14 protein-coding genes and 2 pseudogenes are annotated in these 16,626 nt (G+C 71.0%); 9 read left to right on the forward strand and 7 right to left on the reverse strand.

The annotated features are described in order from the left end of the window. The first annotated feature begins 54 nt into the window (after nucleotides 1-54). Nucleotides 55-852, forward strand: a complete 798-nt coding sequence (locus tag ABZU74_RS06550; RefSeq protein WP_355419733.1) for a hypothetical protein — start codon at nucleotides 55-57, stop codon at nucleotides 850-852. A gap of 61 nt (nucleotides 853-913) precedes the next feature. Here ABZU74_RS06550 and ABZU74_RS06555 read toward each other — a convergent pair whose 3' ends face one another. After that, complete coding sequence (locus ABZU74_RS06555; RefSeq protein ID WP_030329696.1) at nucleotides 914-1,597, reverse strand: response regulator transcription factor; 684 nt, start codon at nucleotides 1,595-1,597, stop codon at nucleotides 914-916. Between the two features lie 24 nt (nucleotides 1,598-1,621). After that, the gene (locus ABZU74_RS06560; RefSeq protein WP_355419187.1) at nucleotides 1,622-2,905 is read right to left on the reverse strand and encodes an ATP-binding protein; all 1,284 of its coding nucleotides are present in this window, start codon (nucleotides 2,903-2,905) and stop codon (nucleotides 1,622-1,624) included. Between the two features lie 205 nt (nucleotides 2,906-3,110). Here ABZU74_RS06560 and phoU point away from each other — a divergent pair, with 205 nt between their 5' ends. Beyond that, entirely contained in the window at nucleotides 3,111-3,764 is a 654-nt protein-coding gene (phoU, locus tag ABZU74_RS06565; RefSeq protein WP_355419189.1) for a phosphate signaling complex protein PhoU, read from the forward strand. A 66-nt stretch (nucleotides 3,765-3,830) separates the two neighbouring features. Here phoU and ABZU74_RS06570 read toward each other — a convergent pair whose 3' ends face one another. After that, nucleotides 3,831-4,598, reverse strand: a complete 768-nt coding sequence (locus ABZU74_RS06570; RefSeq protein WP_124773790.1) for a phosphoglyceromutase — start codon at nucleotides 4,596-4,598, stop codon at nucleotides 3,831-3,833. A gap of 152 nt (nucleotides 4,599-4,750) precedes the next feature. On the opposite strand from ABZU74_RS06570, the gene ABZU74_RS06575 reads away from it, so the two are divergent. Both ABZU74_RS06575 and ABZU74_RS06580 read left to right on the forward strand, forming a co-directional pair. Beyond that, nucleotides 4,751-6,031 (forward strand): MFS transporter, encoded by a 1,281-nt coding sequence (locus ABZU74_RS06575; protein ID WP_355419191.1) that lies wholly within the window; start codon nucleotides 4,751-4,753, stop codon nucleotides 6,029-6,031. 74 nt (nucleotides 6,032-6,105) lie between these two features. Continuing rightward, nucleotides 6,106-7,401 (forward strand): MFS transporter, encoded by a 1,296-nt coding sequence (locus tag ABZU74_RS06580; protein ID WP_355419193.1) that lies wholly within the window; start codon nucleotides 6,106-6,108, stop codon nucleotides 7,399-7,401. 365 nt (nucleotides 7,402-7,766) lie between these two features. Here ABZU74_RS06580 and ABZU74_RS06585 read toward each other — a convergent pair. Further along, nucleotides 7,767-8,135: pseudogene (locus tag ABZU74_RS06585) on the reverse strand (hypothetical protein); the annotation flags it as partial. Here ABZU74_RS06585 and ABZU74_RS06590 point away from each other — a divergent pair. Further along, nucleotides 8,074-8,979 carry a hypothetical protein gene (locus ABZU74_RS06590; protein ID WP_355419776.1) on the forward strand — a complete coding sequence of 302 codons (906 nt, stop codon included), beginning with the start codon at nucleotides 8,074-8,076 and terminating at the stop codon, nucleotides 8,977-8,979. The pseudogene ABZU74_RS06585 and the gene ABZU74_RS06590 sit on opposite strands and share 62 nt — an antisense overlap. 226 nt (nucleotides 8,980-9,205) lie before the next feature. On the opposite strand, the gene ABZU74_RS06595 is transcribed toward ABZU74_RS06590, so the two are convergent. Beyond that, on the reverse strand, nucleotides 9,206-9,721 hold the full coding sequence (locus ABZU74_RS06595) for a YbjN domain-containing protein (RefSeq protein ID WP_112605262.1): 516 nt from the start codon (nucleotides 9,719-9,721) through the stop codon (nucleotides 9,206-9,208). Nucleotides 9,722-9,778: 57 nt separating this feature from the next. Then, nucleotides 9,779-11,248: a D-inositol-3-phosphate glycosyltransferase gene (mshA, locus tag ABZU74_RS06600; protein WP_355419735.1), complete on the reverse strand. Its 1,470-nt coding sequence runs from the start codon at nucleotides 11,246-11,248 to the stop codon at nucleotides 9,779-9,781. Nucleotides 11,249-11,348: 100 nt separating this feature from the next. On the opposite strand from mshA, the gene ABZU74_RS06605 reads away from it, so the two are divergent. Then, nucleotides 11,349-12,110 carry an SDR family oxidoreductase gene (locus ABZU74_RS06605; protein ID WP_355419195.1) on the forward strand — a complete coding sequence of 254 codons (762 nt, stop codon included), beginning with the start codon at nucleotides 11,349-11,351 and terminating at the stop codon, nucleotides 12,108-12,110. A gap of 61 nt (nucleotides 12,111-12,171) precedes the next feature. Further along, on the forward strand, nucleotides 12,172-12,960 hold the full coding sequence (locus ABZU74_RS06610) for a class I SAM-dependent methyltransferase (protein ID WP_355419197.1): 789 nt from the start codon (nucleotides 12,172-12,174) through the stop codon (nucleotides 12,958-12,960). Between the two features lie 157 nt (nucleotides 12,961-13,117). Here ABZU74_RS06610 and ABZU74_RS06615 read toward each other — a convergent pair whose 3' ends face one another. Further along, a complete protein-coding gene (locus tag ABZU74_RS06615; RefSeq protein WP_355419199.1) occupies nucleotides 13,118-14,200 on the reverse strand; it encodes a UDP-N-acetylmuramate dehydrogenase in 1,083 nt (360 codons plus the stop codon). A 69-nt stretch (nucleotides 14,201-14,269) separates the two neighbouring features. On the opposite strand from ABZU74_RS06615, the gene ABZU74_RS06620 reads away from it, so the two are divergent. Then, nucleotides 14,270-15,028: a maleylpyruvate isomerase family mycothiol-dependent enzyme gene (locus ABZU74_RS06620; RefSeq protein ID WP_355419201.1), complete on the forward strand. Its 759-nt coding sequence runs from the start codon at nucleotides 14,270-14,272 to the stop codon at nucleotides 15,026-15,028. A gap of 231 nt (nucleotides 15,029-15,259) precedes the next feature. Beyond that, a pseudogene (locus ABZU74_RS06625) lies at nucleotides 15,260-16,564 on the forward strand (extracellular solute-binding protein). Nucleotides 16,565-16,626: the final 62 nt, after the last annotated feature.

Consider the following 16,626-nt stretch of genomic DNA (forward strand, 5'->3'; position numbering starts at 1 on the left):
TGCGCGGCTCACCGGCCTGCGGACGGCACCGCGCGTACGCTGGGTCGAGTGACGATGGAGCTCCGTGTGCTGGTGGACGACCCTGGTGACCCGCGCAGCCGCGAGGTGCCTCTGGACTTCCCTCGGGAGTGGATCGAGTTCACCGACCCGGCCGACGAGACGCACCTGATCCGGGCCGACCTGACCTGGTTGCTCTCCCGCTGGACCTGCATCTTCGGCAAGGGCTGCCACGGCATCATCGCCGGCCGCGCCGCCGACGGTTGCTGCTCGCACGGGGCGTTCTTCACCGACTCGGACGACGAGAAGCGGGTTCGCAACGCCGTCCGCCGGCTCACCCCGTCGACCTGGCAGCATTTTCGGCGCGGCTTCAAGAACTGGACCGACGAGGACACCATCGACGGCAAGAACCCGGCCCGCCGCACCGCCACCCAGGGCGCCGAGGGTCCGTGCGTGTTCCTCAACGACGCCGACTTCGCCGGCGGGGGCGGTTGTGCTCTGCACGCCCAGGCGCTGCGCGACGGGGTGCACCCGTTGGAATACAAGCCGGACGTCTGTTGGCAGTTGCCGATCCGCCGCGATCAGGACTGGGTGAAGCGACCGGACAACAGCAAGGTGCTGGTCTCCACGCTGTCCGAGTTCGACCGGCGGGGTTGGGGAGCCGGCGGGCACGACCTGGACTGGTGGTGCACCTCCTCGACGGACGCGCACGTCGGCACCGAGCCGATGTACCTGTCGTACGGGCCGGAGCTGACCGCGCTGATCGGCGCACCCGCGTACGAGCGGCTGGCCGAGCTGTGCGCGACCAGGACGAGGCAGGGCATGATCGCCCCGCACCCCGCCGACGAGGTCTAGCCAGGCCCGCTCAGGCCGAAGGGGGCCTGCGCCGAGCGCAGACCCCCTTCGGTTACGCCGATCACGGCTCGAACTTGTAGCCCAGGCCCCGGACGGTCACGATGAAGCGCGGCGCCGACGGCTCCGGCTCGATCTTGGAGCGGAGCCGCTTGACGTGCACGTCCAGCGTCTTGGTGTCACCGACGTAGTCGGCACCCCAGACCCGGTCGATGAGCTGGCCACGGGTGAGCACCCGGCCCGCGTTGCGCAGCAGCAGCTCCAGCAGCTCGAATTCCTTCAGCGGCAGCTGTACGGCCCCGCCGTCGACGGTCACCACGTGCCGCTCGATGTCCATCCGCACCGGGCCGGCGGCCAGCGTCGGCGCACCCGCCTCGGCCACCTCCGGGCTCTGCCGGCGCAGCACCGCCCGGATCCGGGCGACCAGCTCCCGCGGCGAGTACGGCTTGGTGACGTAGTCGTCGGCACCGATCTCCAGCCCGACCACCTTGTCGATCTCGCTGTCCCGGGCGGTGACCATGATGATCGGCACCGCGGAGCGCTGCCGCAACTGCCGGCAGACCTCGGTCCCCGACATCTCGGGCAACATCAGGTCGAGCAGCACGATGTCGGCGCCGGTCCGGTCGAACTCGGTGAGGGCGTCGGTGCCGGTCGCGGCGACCGAAACCTCAAAGCCCTCCTTACGGAGCATGTACGACAAGGCGTCGGAGAACGACTCCTCGTCCTCGACCACGAGAACGCGGCTCAACGGGGATTTCCTTTCCATTTGCTGTCAGACCTGCCGTAGCCCAGTCGGACCGGACTCGATCCCAACCGGCGGCAGTGTCGCCAGGAGGTCGTCCGGTGGGCTGGCGGGCAGCCGGAGGGTGAACGTCGATCCACCACCAAGAGTGCTCGACACCTCGACCCGTCCGCCATGGTTGCTCGCAATGTGTTTCACGATCGCCAGGCCGAGCCCGGTGCCGCCGGTGGCACGCGAGCGGGCCTGGTCGGCCCGGTAGAACCGCTCGAAGATCCGGTCCACGTCGGTGGGGGCGATACCGATGCCCTGGTCGGCGACGGCGACCTCGACGTGCTCGTCGTCGCCGCGCAGGGTCACCCGGACCGTGGTGTCCTCGCCCGAGTAGTTGATGGCGTTCTCCACCAGGTTCGCCACCGCCGTGGCGAGTTGGGAGTCGCTGCCGTACGCGGTGAGGCCACGCTCACCGTCCACGGTCACCGCGACCCCCCGGGCGGAGGCCGTGGTGCGGGTCCGGTCGACCACCTCGGCGATCACCCAGTCCAGCGCGACCGGCTCCGGTGGCGGCTGCGGCTCGGCCCCCTGCAATCGGGTCAGCTCCAGCAACTCCTGCACCAGCCGACCCAGCCGGGTCGACTCGTGCTGGATGCGTTCGGCGAACCGGCGGGCGGCCACCAGGTCCTCGGAGAGGTCGGGCGTCGCGGCGTCGGCCGGCTCGGTCGCGTCCAGCAGCGCCTCGGCGAGCAGTTGCAGGGCCCCGATCGGGGTCTTCAGCTCGTGGCTCACGTTGGCCACGAAGTCGCGTCGCACCCGGGTCAGCCGGTGTGACTCGGTCACGTCGACCGCCTCGACCGCGATGAAGCCGTTGCCGAGACCCATCGCCCGCAGGTGCACGCCGAGCGGGTTCTCCCCCGCGCTGTCGCGACCCCGGGGCAGGTCAAGCTCGATCTCGCGCCGCACGCCTGTGCGTCGCACCTGGCCGGCAAGGGTACGGATCAGCGGGTGCGCGGCGATTGAGCCGGGTGTGCTGCCGGTACGCAGCAGCCCCATCGCGCGGGCGGCCGGGTTGATCAACACGGGGACGTCGTCGTTGTCCAGTACCACGACACCGGCCCGGAGCGAGTCAATCGTCCGGCGGCCGAGCCCGGCCTGCTGCTCGTCGGCTATCGCGGGCCTCCCCCTGTTCCAGAGGAAGCTGACGCTCCCCGTCGACGTGGAGTGACCGTCCCGCCTCGGCAGGAACCGGGGCAGCAGCAGACCGGCGGCCATCCCGGCCACCAACGCCAGGGCCACCACGACCGCCACCGCCCACTCCACCCGGCGATCGTAGGGTCATTGTTAACCTGGCTACCACACAGACCGGGACGAACTACCCTCACTTCCGGAAGTGTTCACCCCCACGTCTGGCGTCGTTCACCGTGGTTCATCCGGGATCCGTCCGCGCGCCCTACCGTTGGCGTCGCACCTGCTCAACCCCCCTGCGCCGGCACCCGTCGGCGGCGACCGACCACAGGACGTGATGATGCGCGACGAGTTCCGGGCCGACCTCCAGATCGTCAGCCAACTGCTGGTGGACATGGCGGAGGGCGTCCGCGCCGCCATGCGCCAGGCCACCCGGGCCCTGCTCACCGCCGACCGGCAGGCCGCTGAGACGGTCATCGAGCGGGACGCCGAGATCGACGACCTCTACCGGCACGTCGAGGAGCGGGTTTGTGACCTGCTCGCCCGACAGGCGCCGGTCGCCTCCGACCTCCGGGCGATGATCACCGCGCTGCACGTGGCCGCTGATCTGGAGCGGATGGGCGACCTCGCCGAGCACGTGGCGAAGACCGCGCTGCGCCGACACCCGTCCCCCGCCGTCCCGGCCGAGCTGCGGACGGTCTTCACCGAGATGTCCGAGATCGCCGACCGGATGGCCGTGAAGATCGGTTCGGTGCTGGCGAAGCCCGACGCCGACCTCGCCGGCGAGCTGGACCGCGACGACGACGCCATGGACGAGCTGCACAAGAACCTGTTCGCTGTGCTGCTCGGCGACGACTGGCCGTACGGGGTGGAGACGGCGATCGACGCCACCCTGCTGGGCCGCTTCTACGAGCGCTTCGCCGACCACGCCGTCAACGCCGGCGAGCACGTGATCTACCTGATCACCGGACAGAGCACGCCCAGCAGCAACTGACTGGCGCGAAAAGGGGCCCCTCGTCACCGTGGAGAGCGGTGACGAGGGGCCCCTTTCGCTGGTAGCTCAGCGCCCCTGGTTGGCCACCGCCGCGGCGGCTGCCTTCGCGGCGGTCGGGTCGAGGTAGGTGCCGCCCAACGTGAGCGGGCGCAGCTGCGGGTCGAGGTCGTAGCGCAGCGGAATGCCCGTCGGGATGTTCAGCTTGGCGATCGCCTCGTCGGAGATCTGGTCGAGGTGCTTGACGAGGGCGCGCAGCGAGTTGCCGTGCGCGGCCACCAGCACCGTCCGGCCGGCCAGGATGTCCGGCACGATCGAGTCGTACCAGTAGGGCAGCATCCGGTCGACGACGTCCTTGAGGCACTCGGTGCGCGGCATCAGCTCGGTCGGCAGCAGCGCGTAGCGCGGGTCACCCACCTGCGACCACTCGTCGTTGTCGTCGATGGGCGGCGGCGGCGTGTCGTACGACCGGCGCCAGAGCATGAACTGCTCCTCGCCGTACTCGTCGAGGGTCTGCTTCTTGTTCTTGCCCTGCAGGGCGCCGTAGTGCCGCTCGTTGAGCCGCCACGACCGGCGTACGGCGATCCAGTGCCGGTCGGCGGCGTTGAGCGCCAGCTCGGCGGTGCGGATGGCACGGCGCATCACGCTGGTGTGCACGACGTCCGGCAGCAGGCTGTGCTCGCGCAGCAGCTCGCCGCCGCGCCGGGCCTCGCCCTCGCCCTTCTCGGTCAGGTCGACGTCCACCCAGCCGGTGAAGAGGTTCTTGGCATTCCAGTCGCTCTCACCGTGTCGCAGCAGGACCAGCGTCCCGACGGTGGGCCCTTCGCTCGCAGTCATGCCGATCATCCTGCCTCAACGGCCTGGCGGACACGCGGGCAGCCGTCGTGACGACCACCACGTGAAAAAGCGGATGACCAGCGGATCCGCCCGCCACTAGGGTTGTAAGGCACGGCAGTCACATCGGTCATTACTTGCAAGCGGGGCGCCCTATGCGGACGATGCGGAGCTGGTTCCGGGACACCACCGGCGGCTTACCGACCACCTTCTGGTACCTGTGGTCCGGCACCCTGATCAACCGGCTCGGCTCGTTCGTCCTCGTCTTCCTCGCCATCTACCTGACCCAGGAACGTGGCTTCTCGGCCTCGCAGGCCGGCCTGGTGATCGGCCTCTGGGGCGTCGGCGGGGCGTTCGGCACCACCGCCGGCGGCACCCTCGCCGACCGGTGGGGTCGCCGACCGACACTGCTCACCGCCCACGTGGGCGCGGCGGCCATGATGCTCGCGCTCGGGCTGGCCCGGGACCTCTGGGCGGTGGCGCTGGGCGCGCTGCTGCTCGGCATGTTCGCCGAGGCGGCCCGGCCCGCGTTCGGGGCGATGATGATCGACGTGGTGCCGGCGAAGGACCGGCTGCGGGCCTTCTCGCTCAACTACTGGGCGATCAACCTGGGCTTCGCCTGCGCCGCCGTCCTCGCCGGCCTCGCCGCCCAGGCGGACTACCTGCTGCTGTTCGTGGTCGACGCGGCCACCATGCTGATCACCGCGCTGATCATCTTCAGCAAGGTGCCGGAGACCCGGCAGGCCGGCCCGGCCACCGCCGCAGTGGCAGAAGCAACCCCACGCGGCGCTCTGCGTACGATCCTCACCGACCGGGTCTACCTCGGCTTCGTGGCACTCAACCTGTTCGCCGCGCTGGTGTTCCTCCAGCACATCTCGATGCTGCCCATCGCGATGGGCGACGACGGTCTGAGCCCGGCCACCTACGGCTCGGTGATCGCGCTCAACGGCATCCTCATCGTGGTCGGCCAACTCTTCGTACCCCGACTGATCCGAGGCCGGAGCCGCTCCCACGTGCTCGCGCTGGCGTCCGTGGTGATGGGCGTGGGGTTCGGGCTGACCGCGTTCGCCGGCACCCCCTGGTTCTACGGGCTCACCGTGCTGATCTGGACGGTGGGCGAGATGCTGAACTCGCCCTCCAACTCCACGCTCATCGCCGAACTGTCCCCGGCCGAGCTGCGCGGTCGCTACCAGGGCGTGTTCTCGCTCTCCTGGCAGATCGCCGGGGCCAGCGCGCCGATCCTCGGCGGCCTGGTGCGCGAGCATGCGGGCAACGACGCGCTCTGGTACGGCTGCGCCGCACTCGGCCTCCTGACCGCCGTGGCGCACCTGGTGTCCGGGCCGGCCCGGGAACGGCGGGCGGCAGCGCTGCGCCGCTCCGGTGAGGCACTGGCACCGGCCACCGCCTCCCGAACGGCGCAGCCCGCCGAGGCGTAATGAGTGGCGCGGCGGAGCCGGAGTTCCTACTGTGCACGGGAAACAGTTAACAATCTGAACTGTCGGGAGGTCGGGTGCACGCCCTGCGGCGCTGGTGGCACGACACCGCAGGCGGACTCCCTGCCACCTTCTGGTATCTCTGGGCCGGCCTGCTGATCAACCGGGCCGGCGCGTTCGCCATGCTGTTCCTCTCGCTCTACCTCACCGACGTACGCGGCGCGAGCGAAGCTCTGGCCGGCACGGTGGTCGGCGCGTACGGGGCCGGCGGGGCTGCCGGCGTACTACTCGGCGGGGTGCTCGCCGACCGGTGGGGCCGGCGGGCAACCCTGCTCGCCGCGCACCTTGCCACTGTCGGCCTGATGGTGGCGCTCGCCTTCACTCGGCCCCTGCTGCTGATCGCGGTGCTCTCCGCGCTGATCGGCGTGGTCCACTCCATGCCCAGCCCGGCGTTCGTGGCGGCGATCGTCGACGTGGTGCCCGCCGAGCGCCGCTCACGCGCGTTCAACCTTCAGTTCTGGGCGTTCAACCTGGGCATGGCGGTCGCCTCGCTGCTCGCCGGCGTGCTGGCCGAAGCGAGCTTCACCGCACTGTTCCTGGTCGACGCGGGCGCCACCCTGACCGCCGCCGCCGTGATCGGCTGGAAGGTGCCCGAAACCCTCCGGCTGACCCGGCCAGCGGCCGGCCCACAGCCCGCCACCCCCGCGGCGCCGAGGCCCGTCCGGACCCGCCGGCCAGGACTGCACACCGCGCTCACCGACCGGACCTTCCTGGTCTTCGTCGGGCTCACGTTCGTGCTCGCCGTACTCACCATGCAGACCTCGACCATCATGCCGCTGGCCATGCGCGCGGACGGGCTGGGGCCATCAGCGTACGGGCTGGTGGTGGCGCTCGGCGGCGCGCTGATCGTGGTCGGCCAACTGTTCGTGCCCCGGCTGATCGACCGGCACCGCAAGGACGTCGTACTGGCCGCCTCCACAGCGCTGCTCGCCCTCGGCTTCGGGGCGCTCGCCATCGCCGACGAACTCGCCATCTACCTGGGCGCCGCGGTGATCTGGACGGTCGGCTCGATGCTCGCCGCCCCGCCCAACGCGCAGATCAACGCGGACCTGGCACCACCGCAGCTACGCGCGCGCTACCAGTCGGTCTTCTACCTGACGTTTCCGGCCGCGGCGTTCGTCGCGCCCACCCTCGGCGGGGTGAGCCTCCAGCACCTCGGCGACCGGCACTGGCTGATCGTGGCCGGGCTGGGTCTGCTGGCCGCGCTCGGGCACCTGCTCGCCGGACCACCCCGGGAGCGGCACGTCGCCGCGCTGCGCCGGGTCGCCAACCTGGAACGGACGACCCCCGCGGACCGCGTACTGACCGGGTGAACAACGCAAAACGCCCACCACGTCCCTCAGGACATGGTGGGCGCTCGCCGGCGGGGCCGGCGGCGGCGGGCAACACTCACCCCCGTAAGCATCGCCCGCTCACGCCGCCGGTCCAAACAGGTGGGAACCGTCCCCCAACGGTTAATCCACCCGTCCCCTCGCGCCTCGTCTGGTGCGCGGATCTGATCGATCCGCCGCTCCCCCGAACGTTTCCAAACGTGGCGCGGTGCAATAAAGCTAGTTCGCCCGGATTCTGGATTCAACCCAGAACGGCTGTCTCGCCGGTCACAACTGGCGAGTATCCGCTGCTCCGGCCTCGTCCGTTGGCAACAGCCGGTTACCCGTCGGCCATTCCCGCAAACACCTCAACCGTCTTCCCGATCGGGTGACTCGGTCCGGAAGAAGCTGCTCTGCCGACCGTCCCGCAACTGTTCCTGATAAATCAGGTTCAGCCGGCGCAGGTCAAAGGTGTGAAACCACTCATCCCAGGTGATCTCGCGAATCCGGCTGCTTTCCCGGTATCCGGGAATGTTGAAGGTCAACACCCCCGCCCGACCATCCCGCTCGGTGCCCGCGATGGTCGCCGGCTTCGCCCCGCGCTCCCGGGCCCAGCGCTGGATCACCTCATGGTTCGCGGTGATCAGACTCCGCCCCGGCCGCTCCGGCCGGTCCGTGAGCGACGAGATCACCTGCGAGCTACGGACCGACCGGCCCGTACCCCGCCCGGTCCGGATCCCGCCGGCCATCGTCCCGCCACCAGCCGACGGCGTCAGCGTGCGCTTCGCCGCCGTGCTCTTGGCCGGTGCCGTGCGCTTCGCTGTCGTGCGCTTGGCCGCCGTGCTCTTGGCCGGTGCCGTGCGCTTCGCTGTCGTGCTCTTGGCCGGTGCCGTGCGCTTCGCCGCCGGCCGGGCCGGTGCCTTCTTCGCTGGCGCCTTCCGCGCGGGCGCCGTACGCGCCGTCGTGGTCTTGCGAGCCGGCGTGGTCTTGCGTGCCGCCGTGGTCTTGCGTGCCGCCGTGGTTTTACGGGCCGCCGTGGTCTTGCGTGCCGCCGTGGTCTTACGGGCGGCGGTGGTCCGGCTCGCGGCCGTGCTCTTGCGGGCAGCCGTCGACGTCGCCGCTGTGGTCTTCTTCGCGGCGGTCGCCTTCTTAGCCGGCGCCCTCTTCGCCGCCGACGTCGACTTCCGCGTGGCGGTCGCCTTCGTTGCGGCGGCCCGCTTCGCGGGCGCGCTCTTGTTCGCCGGCGCGGCCTTCGCGCGGCTCGACGCCGGCCTGGCCGCCGACTTCTTGGTGGCGGCGGCGCGACCCGCCGACGCCCGGGTGCCGGTGGCCCGGCCCGACGGGCCGGTGCTGCTCCGACCCGCGCCGGCCCGCATCGAGCGCACCAACTGTTTCACCAGGTCGGGCTTGCGCAGTGCGGAGATCCCGGAGACCCCGCGTTTGCGCAGCTGCCCGCGAATGTCGTCCACCCGCATCCGGGAGATCTCCGACTCGGAGACTCCAGGCGTACCCGGCGTCTGGTTGCCGGCCTGTCGCTTCGTCCTGGTCACAGTCGCGCCGCGACCTGAGCTGTTCCGCTGAGCCATGGGACGCTCCGCTCCTTGGCACTCCGTCATCGGCGCGCGGGGGTCCCTTGCCGCACCGCGCGGTGCGGCATACCCGTCAGGAGCACTCCGAACCACAGTCAGCTCACCATGATCGTGCTCGATCCAGGATCGAGTGGCATCGCCGCGTCGGCGACACCACTACTTCCAGGTTCGAGCACGATCTTGCGGCGGGGGCGCCGGCGCCGGGCGCGGGCGCGGGGTCAGGTTGGGTCGGGGCCGGCGCCGGAGGGCTCGAAGAGGTGGGCGAAGGCGGCCAGGTTGGCTGTCGACTCGCCCCGCTTGACCCGCCACTCGTACTCGCGTCGGATCGAACTGCCGAAGCCGATCTCCAGCATCGTGTCGAACGACTCGTCGGCGTACGTGAGCACGGCGCCGAACAGTCGGTCCAACTCGTCGGCGTCGACGCCGGCCGGGTTGACCCGACCGGTCAGGTACACGTCGCCGACCGCGTCGGTGGAGAAGGAGACGCCGTACATCCGGGCGTTGCGCTGCAACAACCAGGCCCACAGCTCCTCGCGGCGCTCGTCCGGTTGGCGCATCACGAACGCCTCGATCCGCAGCGCGTGCTCGCCGACGATCAGGTTGCAGATCGTCTTGAGCTTGTGGGTGCCCGGCAGCGTCACCGCGTACGAGCCGGGGCCGGTCGACTCCCAGGCCAGGTCCCGCTCGGCGCAGACCGACTCGATCAGGGTCGCAAGATCGCTCTTCGGGCTCACCGGACCCACTCTACGACCGACTCGGCCTGCGCACCGGGTGACGACGGCCGCCCCAGGTCACCAGGAGCAGGACAGCGCCGGGTCACAAGCCAGGTCGGCTGCGAGCCGGGCACGGTGCCCGGCGATCGCCTCGCCGTAGACCCCGAGCAGACCGGCGACCGTACGGTCCCAGGAGAAGTGCCGGGCGTGCTGCTCGGCGCCTCGGGCCAGCACCGACCGGAGCGCCCGGTTGGGCAGCAGAGTGCCCAGCGCCCGGGCCCAGTCGATCGGATCGTGCCCGTCGATCAGTACGCCACTGACCTGATCCCGGACGGCGGTGACCAGCCCTCCGACGGCGGCGGCCAGCACCGGCGTGCCGCAGGCCTGCGCCTCCAGGGCGACCAGCCCGAACGATTCGTTGTGCGACGGCACCGCGACCAGGTCCGCCGCCCGGTACAGGGCCGGCAGGTCGTCCCCGGTGAGCGGTGGCAGGAACCGCACCCCGTCACTGACCCCGAGCTTGGCGGCCAGCTCGATCAGGGCGGTCGGCCGGTCCAGCCCACTGCCGCTGGGCCCGCCGCAGATGACCACTGTCACCTGGTCGGCCAGCGCAGGGTCCCGCTGGCGCAACGCGGCGATCGCGCGGATCAGCACGTCGGGGGCCTTGAGTGGCTGGATCCGACCAATGAAGGCAACCACGTACCCGTCGACTGGAAGCCCCAGCCGGCGACGGGCCTGGCGGGCGGCTGCGGGCCGGTCGCCAGGCGCGGGCCGGAACCGGGCCAGGTCGACGCCCGGCTGCACCACTGACACCCGGGCCGGGTCGGCGTCGTACCGGTCGAGCAGGTCGCTGGCCTCGACCCGGGTGTTGGCGACCAGCCGGTCCGCCTCGGCGACGACCTGCTCCTCGCCGATGACCCGGGCCTTCGGCTCCGGCCGGTCACCGGCCGCGAGCTGGGCGTTCTTGACCTTCGCCAGGGTGTGCGCGGTGTGCACCAGCGGCACCCCCCAGCGCTCCTTGGCCAGCCAACCGACCTGGCCGGAGAGCCAGTAGTGGGAGTGGATCAGGTCGTAGTGGCCGGGCGGGCGGGATGCCTCCGCGCGCAGCACCCCGGCCGTGAAGGCGCAGAGCTGACCGGGCAGCTCCTCCTTGGTGAGGCCCTCCAGAGGGCCGGAGGTGATGTGTCGGACCTGCACGCCAGGCGCCATCTCGACCACCGGGGGGAGGTCGCCGGAGGTGGCCCGGGTGAAGATCTCCACCTCCACGTTGGCCTCGGCGAGACGCCGGGCGACTTCGAGGATGTAGACGTTCATCCCGCCGGCATCACCCGTGCCGGGCTGGTGCAGGGGGGAGGTGTGTACCGACAGGGTGGCGATACGGCGAGGCCGGGGCCACGGTTGGGCACCTCGCTGACGCCCGACACCGGTGTGCATTTCCGCCACATCCGCTCCTTCGTCACGGTTGATGCCGTCTCGCACGACCGGCGCTTCTCGGTCAACCTGTACGCCGGATGTCATCTTCCCCATCGGGCTTTGGAAATTCCCCAGCGCGGCCCCCCGGCGTGACGGACCTCATCACCGAACGCCCGCCAATCGCTGCCGTACGCCCGGTCGGGGCCTGTCGTACGGCCGCTGTGACAATGTCGGGATGACCTCAGTCGCCATCGTCACCGGAGCATCCAGCGGGATCGGCGCGGCCACCGCCCGCCGGCTCGCCGCCGAGGGCTTCCACGTGCTCGCCGCCGCCCGCCGGGCCGAACGGCTCACCGAGCTGGTCGCCGAGATCACCGCCGCCGGCGGGCAGGCCACCGCCGTGACCTGCGACATCACCTCGGACGAGTCGGTGGCGCGGCTGGCCGAGGCAGCCGCCCAGGCACCCGGGCCGGTCACCCTGCTGGTCAACAACGCCGGCGGAGCGCGCGGGCTGGACCCGGTGGAGTCCGGCTCGGTCGCCGACTGGCAGTGGATGTACGACGTGAACGTGCTCGGCACCCTACGGGTCACCCAGGCGCTGCTGCCGGCGCTGGAGGCCTCCGGTTCCGGCACCATCGTGGTGGTCTCCTCCACCGCCGGCCTGACCGTGTACGAGGGCGGGGGCGGTTACACCGCCGCGAAGCACGCGCAGACCGCCATCGCCGGCACGCTCCGCCTGGAGCTGTGCGGCCGGCCGCTGCGAGTCATCGAGATCGACCCGGGCATGGTGAAGACCGAGGAGTTCGGGCTGGTGCGCTTCGAGGGCGACGCGGAACGGGCGGCCGCCGTCTACGCAGGGGTGCCGGGGCCCCTGGTCGCCGAGGACGTCGCCGACTGCATCGCCTGGTGCGCCACCCGCCCCGAGCACGTCAACATCGACCGGCTGGTGGTCCGGCCACGGGCGCAGGCCGCACAGCACAAGGTGCACCGGGTCTAGCGAGGAGTGGGCCGGGTTTTCGAGCCCGCAGTCGCGAACGGAGATTGGCCGGGAGGTCGACATGAGCCCTGCGGCGCGGCGGCGGCCGTTCGGCGTGGTCACCCGCGGCACGACGAACCCGAACCGGCTCCGTCGGGTGGACAACTGGATCGTCGCCACCTGCGCCGACCGGCTGTTGGCGGCGGACGACCCCCTGGTGGTCGACCTCGGCTACGGCGCCACCCCGGTTACCGCCGTGGAGTTGCGCGCTCGGCTGGCGGCCGGGGTACGTCCGGACGTACGGCTGGTCGGGTTGGAGATCGACGCCGCCCGGGTGGCCGCCGCTGCGCCGGCCGCCGACCCACCCGGGCTGACGTTCGCCCGGGGTGGATTCGAGTTGGCCGGGCTCCGGCCGGTGCTGGTCCGCGCGTTCAACGTGCTGCGACAGTACGGCGAGAGCGAAGTGGCCGAGGCCTGGCAGACGATGACCGCCGCGCTCGCCCCCGGCGGAGCGCTCGTCGAGGGCACCTGTGACGAGCTGGGGCGACTCGCCAGCTGGCTGCTGATCGACGCCGAGGGGCCCCGGACGCTGACCCTGGCCGCGAAGCTCACCACGCTGGGCAGCCCCGCCGAGTTGGCCGAGCGGCTGCCCAAGGCGCTGATCCACCGCAACGTTCCCGGTGAGCCGGTGCACGCGCTGATCCGCGCCCTGGACGACGCGTGGCAGTCAGCCGCCCCGTACGCCACCTTCGGCCCCCGCCAACGCTGGCTGCGCGCGGTGACCCGCCTCCGCGAAACGGGCTGGCCCATCCTCAACAACCCCACCCGCTGGCGCCAGGGCGAACTAACCCTCCCCTGGCCCCTCCCCTGACCCGCACGCCCCGCACGCACGCACGGCACGCGCGCGCGGCACGCCTCGCACGTCCCGCACACCGATCTTGCGTATTCGGGTTGGCGACGCACCGCTTTGCAACCGTTATGTCCCCACAAACGGTGCAAGATCGCGGGAAGGGCCGCGGGAGGGCGGGTTAGAGGGTGCAGTTGATGAGGACTGGTTCGGGGTGCAGGGTCACGCCGAAGCGGGCGTGGACCTGGTCGCGGATGGTGCGGGCCAGGGTGAGCAGGTCAGCGGTGTGGGCGGTGCCGCTGCGATTGGTCAGCGCCAGGGTGTGCTTGCTGGAGATGGCCACCCCACCCTCGCCGGGGTGCCCCTTGGCGAAGCCGGCCTTGTCGATCAGCCAGGCGGCGCTCACCTTGACCAGGCCGTCCGCCCCGGGCCAGGCGGGCGGGTCGCCCAGCTCGGCGGAGCGTTCCAGGAGTTGTTCGTAGGTCGCCCGGTCGAGCACCGGGTTGGTGAAGAAGGAGCCGACCGAGCGAGTGTCCGGGTCGTTGGCGTCGAGCACCATCCCCTTGCCCGCACGCAGCCGCAGCACCACCGCTCGGGCGTCCGCCAGCGGCACCTGGTCGCCCACCTCCACGCCGAGGGCCCTGGCCAGCTCCGCGTAGCGCACCGGCCCGGAGAGCGGAGACCGGGTGAGCCGGAAGTCGACCGAGAGCACCAGCCAGCGGTCCGAGTACTTGAAGATGCTGCCCCGGTAGGCGAAGCCGCAGTCGGCGGCCGGGATGACCTGGCGGGTGCCCTCGACCCGGTCGTACACCTCGACGCCGGTGATGGTCTCGGCGACCTCCTGACCGTACGCGCCGACGTTCTGGATCGGGGTGGCACCTGTCGAGCCGGGGATGCCGGAGAGGCACTCCAGCCCGGCCCAGCCGTTGCCGACGGTGGCCGCGACGAGGTCGTCCCACGGCTCGCCGGCGTCGACCCGTACGGTGACCGAGGTGGCGTCCTCGGTGATGACCCGCACGCCACGGGAGCGCACCAGGACGACGGTGCCGGGGAAGCCGGCGTCGCCGATCACCACGTTGCTGCCCCCGGCCAGGATCAGGACCGGCTCTGTCGCGGTCCGCACCGCTTGGACGAGCTCGTCGGCACTGCCGGCGGCCACGATCCGCTCGGCGGGCCCACCCGTTCGGAGGGTGGTGTGGCCGGCGAGTGGACCGGGGATGGCACGATCGGCGTCGGTTGTCGGCTGGGCGGAGGCGTCTGGCACGCCCTTCACCTTAGGCTGACAAGTAGCCGTGGCACCCACTGGTCGCCCGGCACCCCCGGGAGGATGGCGATGAGCAGACTGCAGGGCAGCAAGGATTTCTGGATCGGGGCGCTCCGGACGGAGGGTCCGGCTTTCGCGGCAGCGCTGGCCGAGGCGCCGCCGGAGACACCGGTGCTGTCCTGTCCGGGCTGGACGGTCAACGACCTCACACTGCACATGGCCGGGATCTACCACTGGGTGTCGTCGTTTGCCGGTTCCGGCCAGACCAGCCAACCGCCTCGGCGGGAGAAGCTCGAGGCCGACCCGGGCGTGGACGCGCTGCAGCTGTGGCAGCAGGGCTACGACCGGGTGATGACACTTTTCGACGGGCTGGACCCGGAGGCACCGGCGTGGAACTGGGCCCCGCAGCCAAAGAAGGCCGGTTTCTGGCCGCGTCGGATGGCGCACGAGACGGCTGTGCACCGCTGGGACGCCCAGCTCGCCATCGCTGCTGGTGACCCGGTCGAGGCAAAGCTCGCGGCCGACGGGGTGAGCGAGGTGCTGGACACCTGGCTGCCCGCGGGTCGGCGGCAGGTGCCGGGTGACTGGCACGGGGTGGTGCAGCTCTCTGCGACCGACGCGGCCCAGGACTGGTATCTGCGGTTGCGCGGCGAGGGGGTGGCGCTGCTCGACACCGCGACCATCTTCGACCACGACGATCACCACGCCCGCGCCCAGGTCAGTGGCACCGCGAGCGACCTGCTGCTGGCGCTCTGGGGGCGGGTGAGCTTCGAGACGCTGGACGTCGTCGGCGACCGCGCCCTGTTGGACGGTCTGCGCACCGGCTGACCAACCGACCCACCACGAACGAGGGCGTCACCCCGGCGGGGGTGGCGCCCTCGTCGATGGTGGGGCATCCCCGCCTGCCGGGCGCGGCCACCCCGGCGAGCGTTCATCACGGGAACACAACGCTGAGAGAGCGCTCTCTTGACAGTGGGTTGGCGACACACCACCCTGTCGTGAGAGCGCTCTCTTAGCCATTCACCATCACCCACCCGCCTTGAGAGAGGTCGATAACCCATGGCTGCCTTCCCGCGCCGCCGCCTCGCCGCGGTGGCCCTCGCCGCCGCCACCGCCCTGCTCGTCACCGCTGGCTGCGGCGGTGGCGATGAGCCGGGCGACGGACCGATCACCCTGACCGTCGACGTCTTCGGCCAGTTCGGCTACGAGCAGCTCTACCAGGAGTACATGGCCGCGAACCCCGGCGTGAAGATCGTCGAGCGCGGCACCGGCACCAACCTTGACGAGTACTCGCCGAAGCTGACCCAGTGGCTCGCCGCCGGCCGAGGTGCCGGCGACGTGGTGGCCATCGAGGAGGGTCTGCTTGTCGAGTACAAGGCCAACCCCGGCAACTTCGTCAACCTGCTGGACCACGGCGCTGCCGACCTCAAGGGCAACTTCCTGGAGTGGAAGTGGAACGCCGGTCTGACCGCCGACGGCAAGCAGCTCATCGGCCTCGACACCGACGTCGGCGGCATCGCCATCTGCTACCGCAAGGACCTCTTCCAGAAGGCCGGCCTACCCACCGAACGGGACGCGGTCTCCAAGCTCTGGCCCACCTGGCCGGACTACATCGCCACCGGCGAGCGGTTCACCGCGGCGAAGACCGGCGCGTCCTTCCTCGACGGGGCGACAAACACCTTCAACACCATCCTGCTGCAGACCGCCGGCAACACCACCGGCTACAGCTACTACGACACCAGCGACAAGCTGGTCGTCGACAGCAACCCGTCGGTACGGTAGGCGTGGGACACCACAATGGACATCATCGACTCGGGCCTCTCCGGAAAGTACGGCTCCTGGTCGGAGGAGTGGGTTTCCGCGTTCAAACAGTCGAAGTTCGCCACCATCGCCTGCCCCGCGTGGATGACCGGAGTCATCGAGGCCAACGCCGGCACTGACGCCCAGGGCAAGTGGGACATCGCCCGGGTGCCCGGCAACGGCGGCAACTGGGGTGGCTCGCACCTCGCCGTGCCCAAGCAGAGCAAGCACCAGGCCGAGGCGATCGAGCTGGCCAAGTTCCTGACCAGCGCCAAGGGTCAGATCGGCGCGTTCAAGGCCAAGGGCCCGCTGCCCTCGTCGCCGCAGGCGCTCGACGACCCGGCGATCACCGGCGCCACCAACGCGTACTTCTCGGGGGCACCGGTCGGGGCCATCTTCGGCACCGGCGCGAAGAGCCTGAAGCCGGTCTACATGGGCCCGAAGAACCAGGCCGTCCGCACCGAGGTGGAGAACGCCGTACGGACCGTGGAGCTGGGTCAGCGCAGCCCCGCGCAGGGCTGGACCGACGCGGTGACCAACGCGAAGAAGGCCGCCGCCAAGTAGCCCGAGCATGCGTGCGGGCGGGCCTCGGAAGCAGAGGTCCCGCCCGCGCGACGGAAAGGAGT

Source organism: Micromonospora sp. NPDC005171, assembly GCF_040608575.1.
Lineage (GTDB): Bacteria > Actinomycetota > Actinomycetes > Mycobacteriales > Micromonosporaceae > Micromonospora.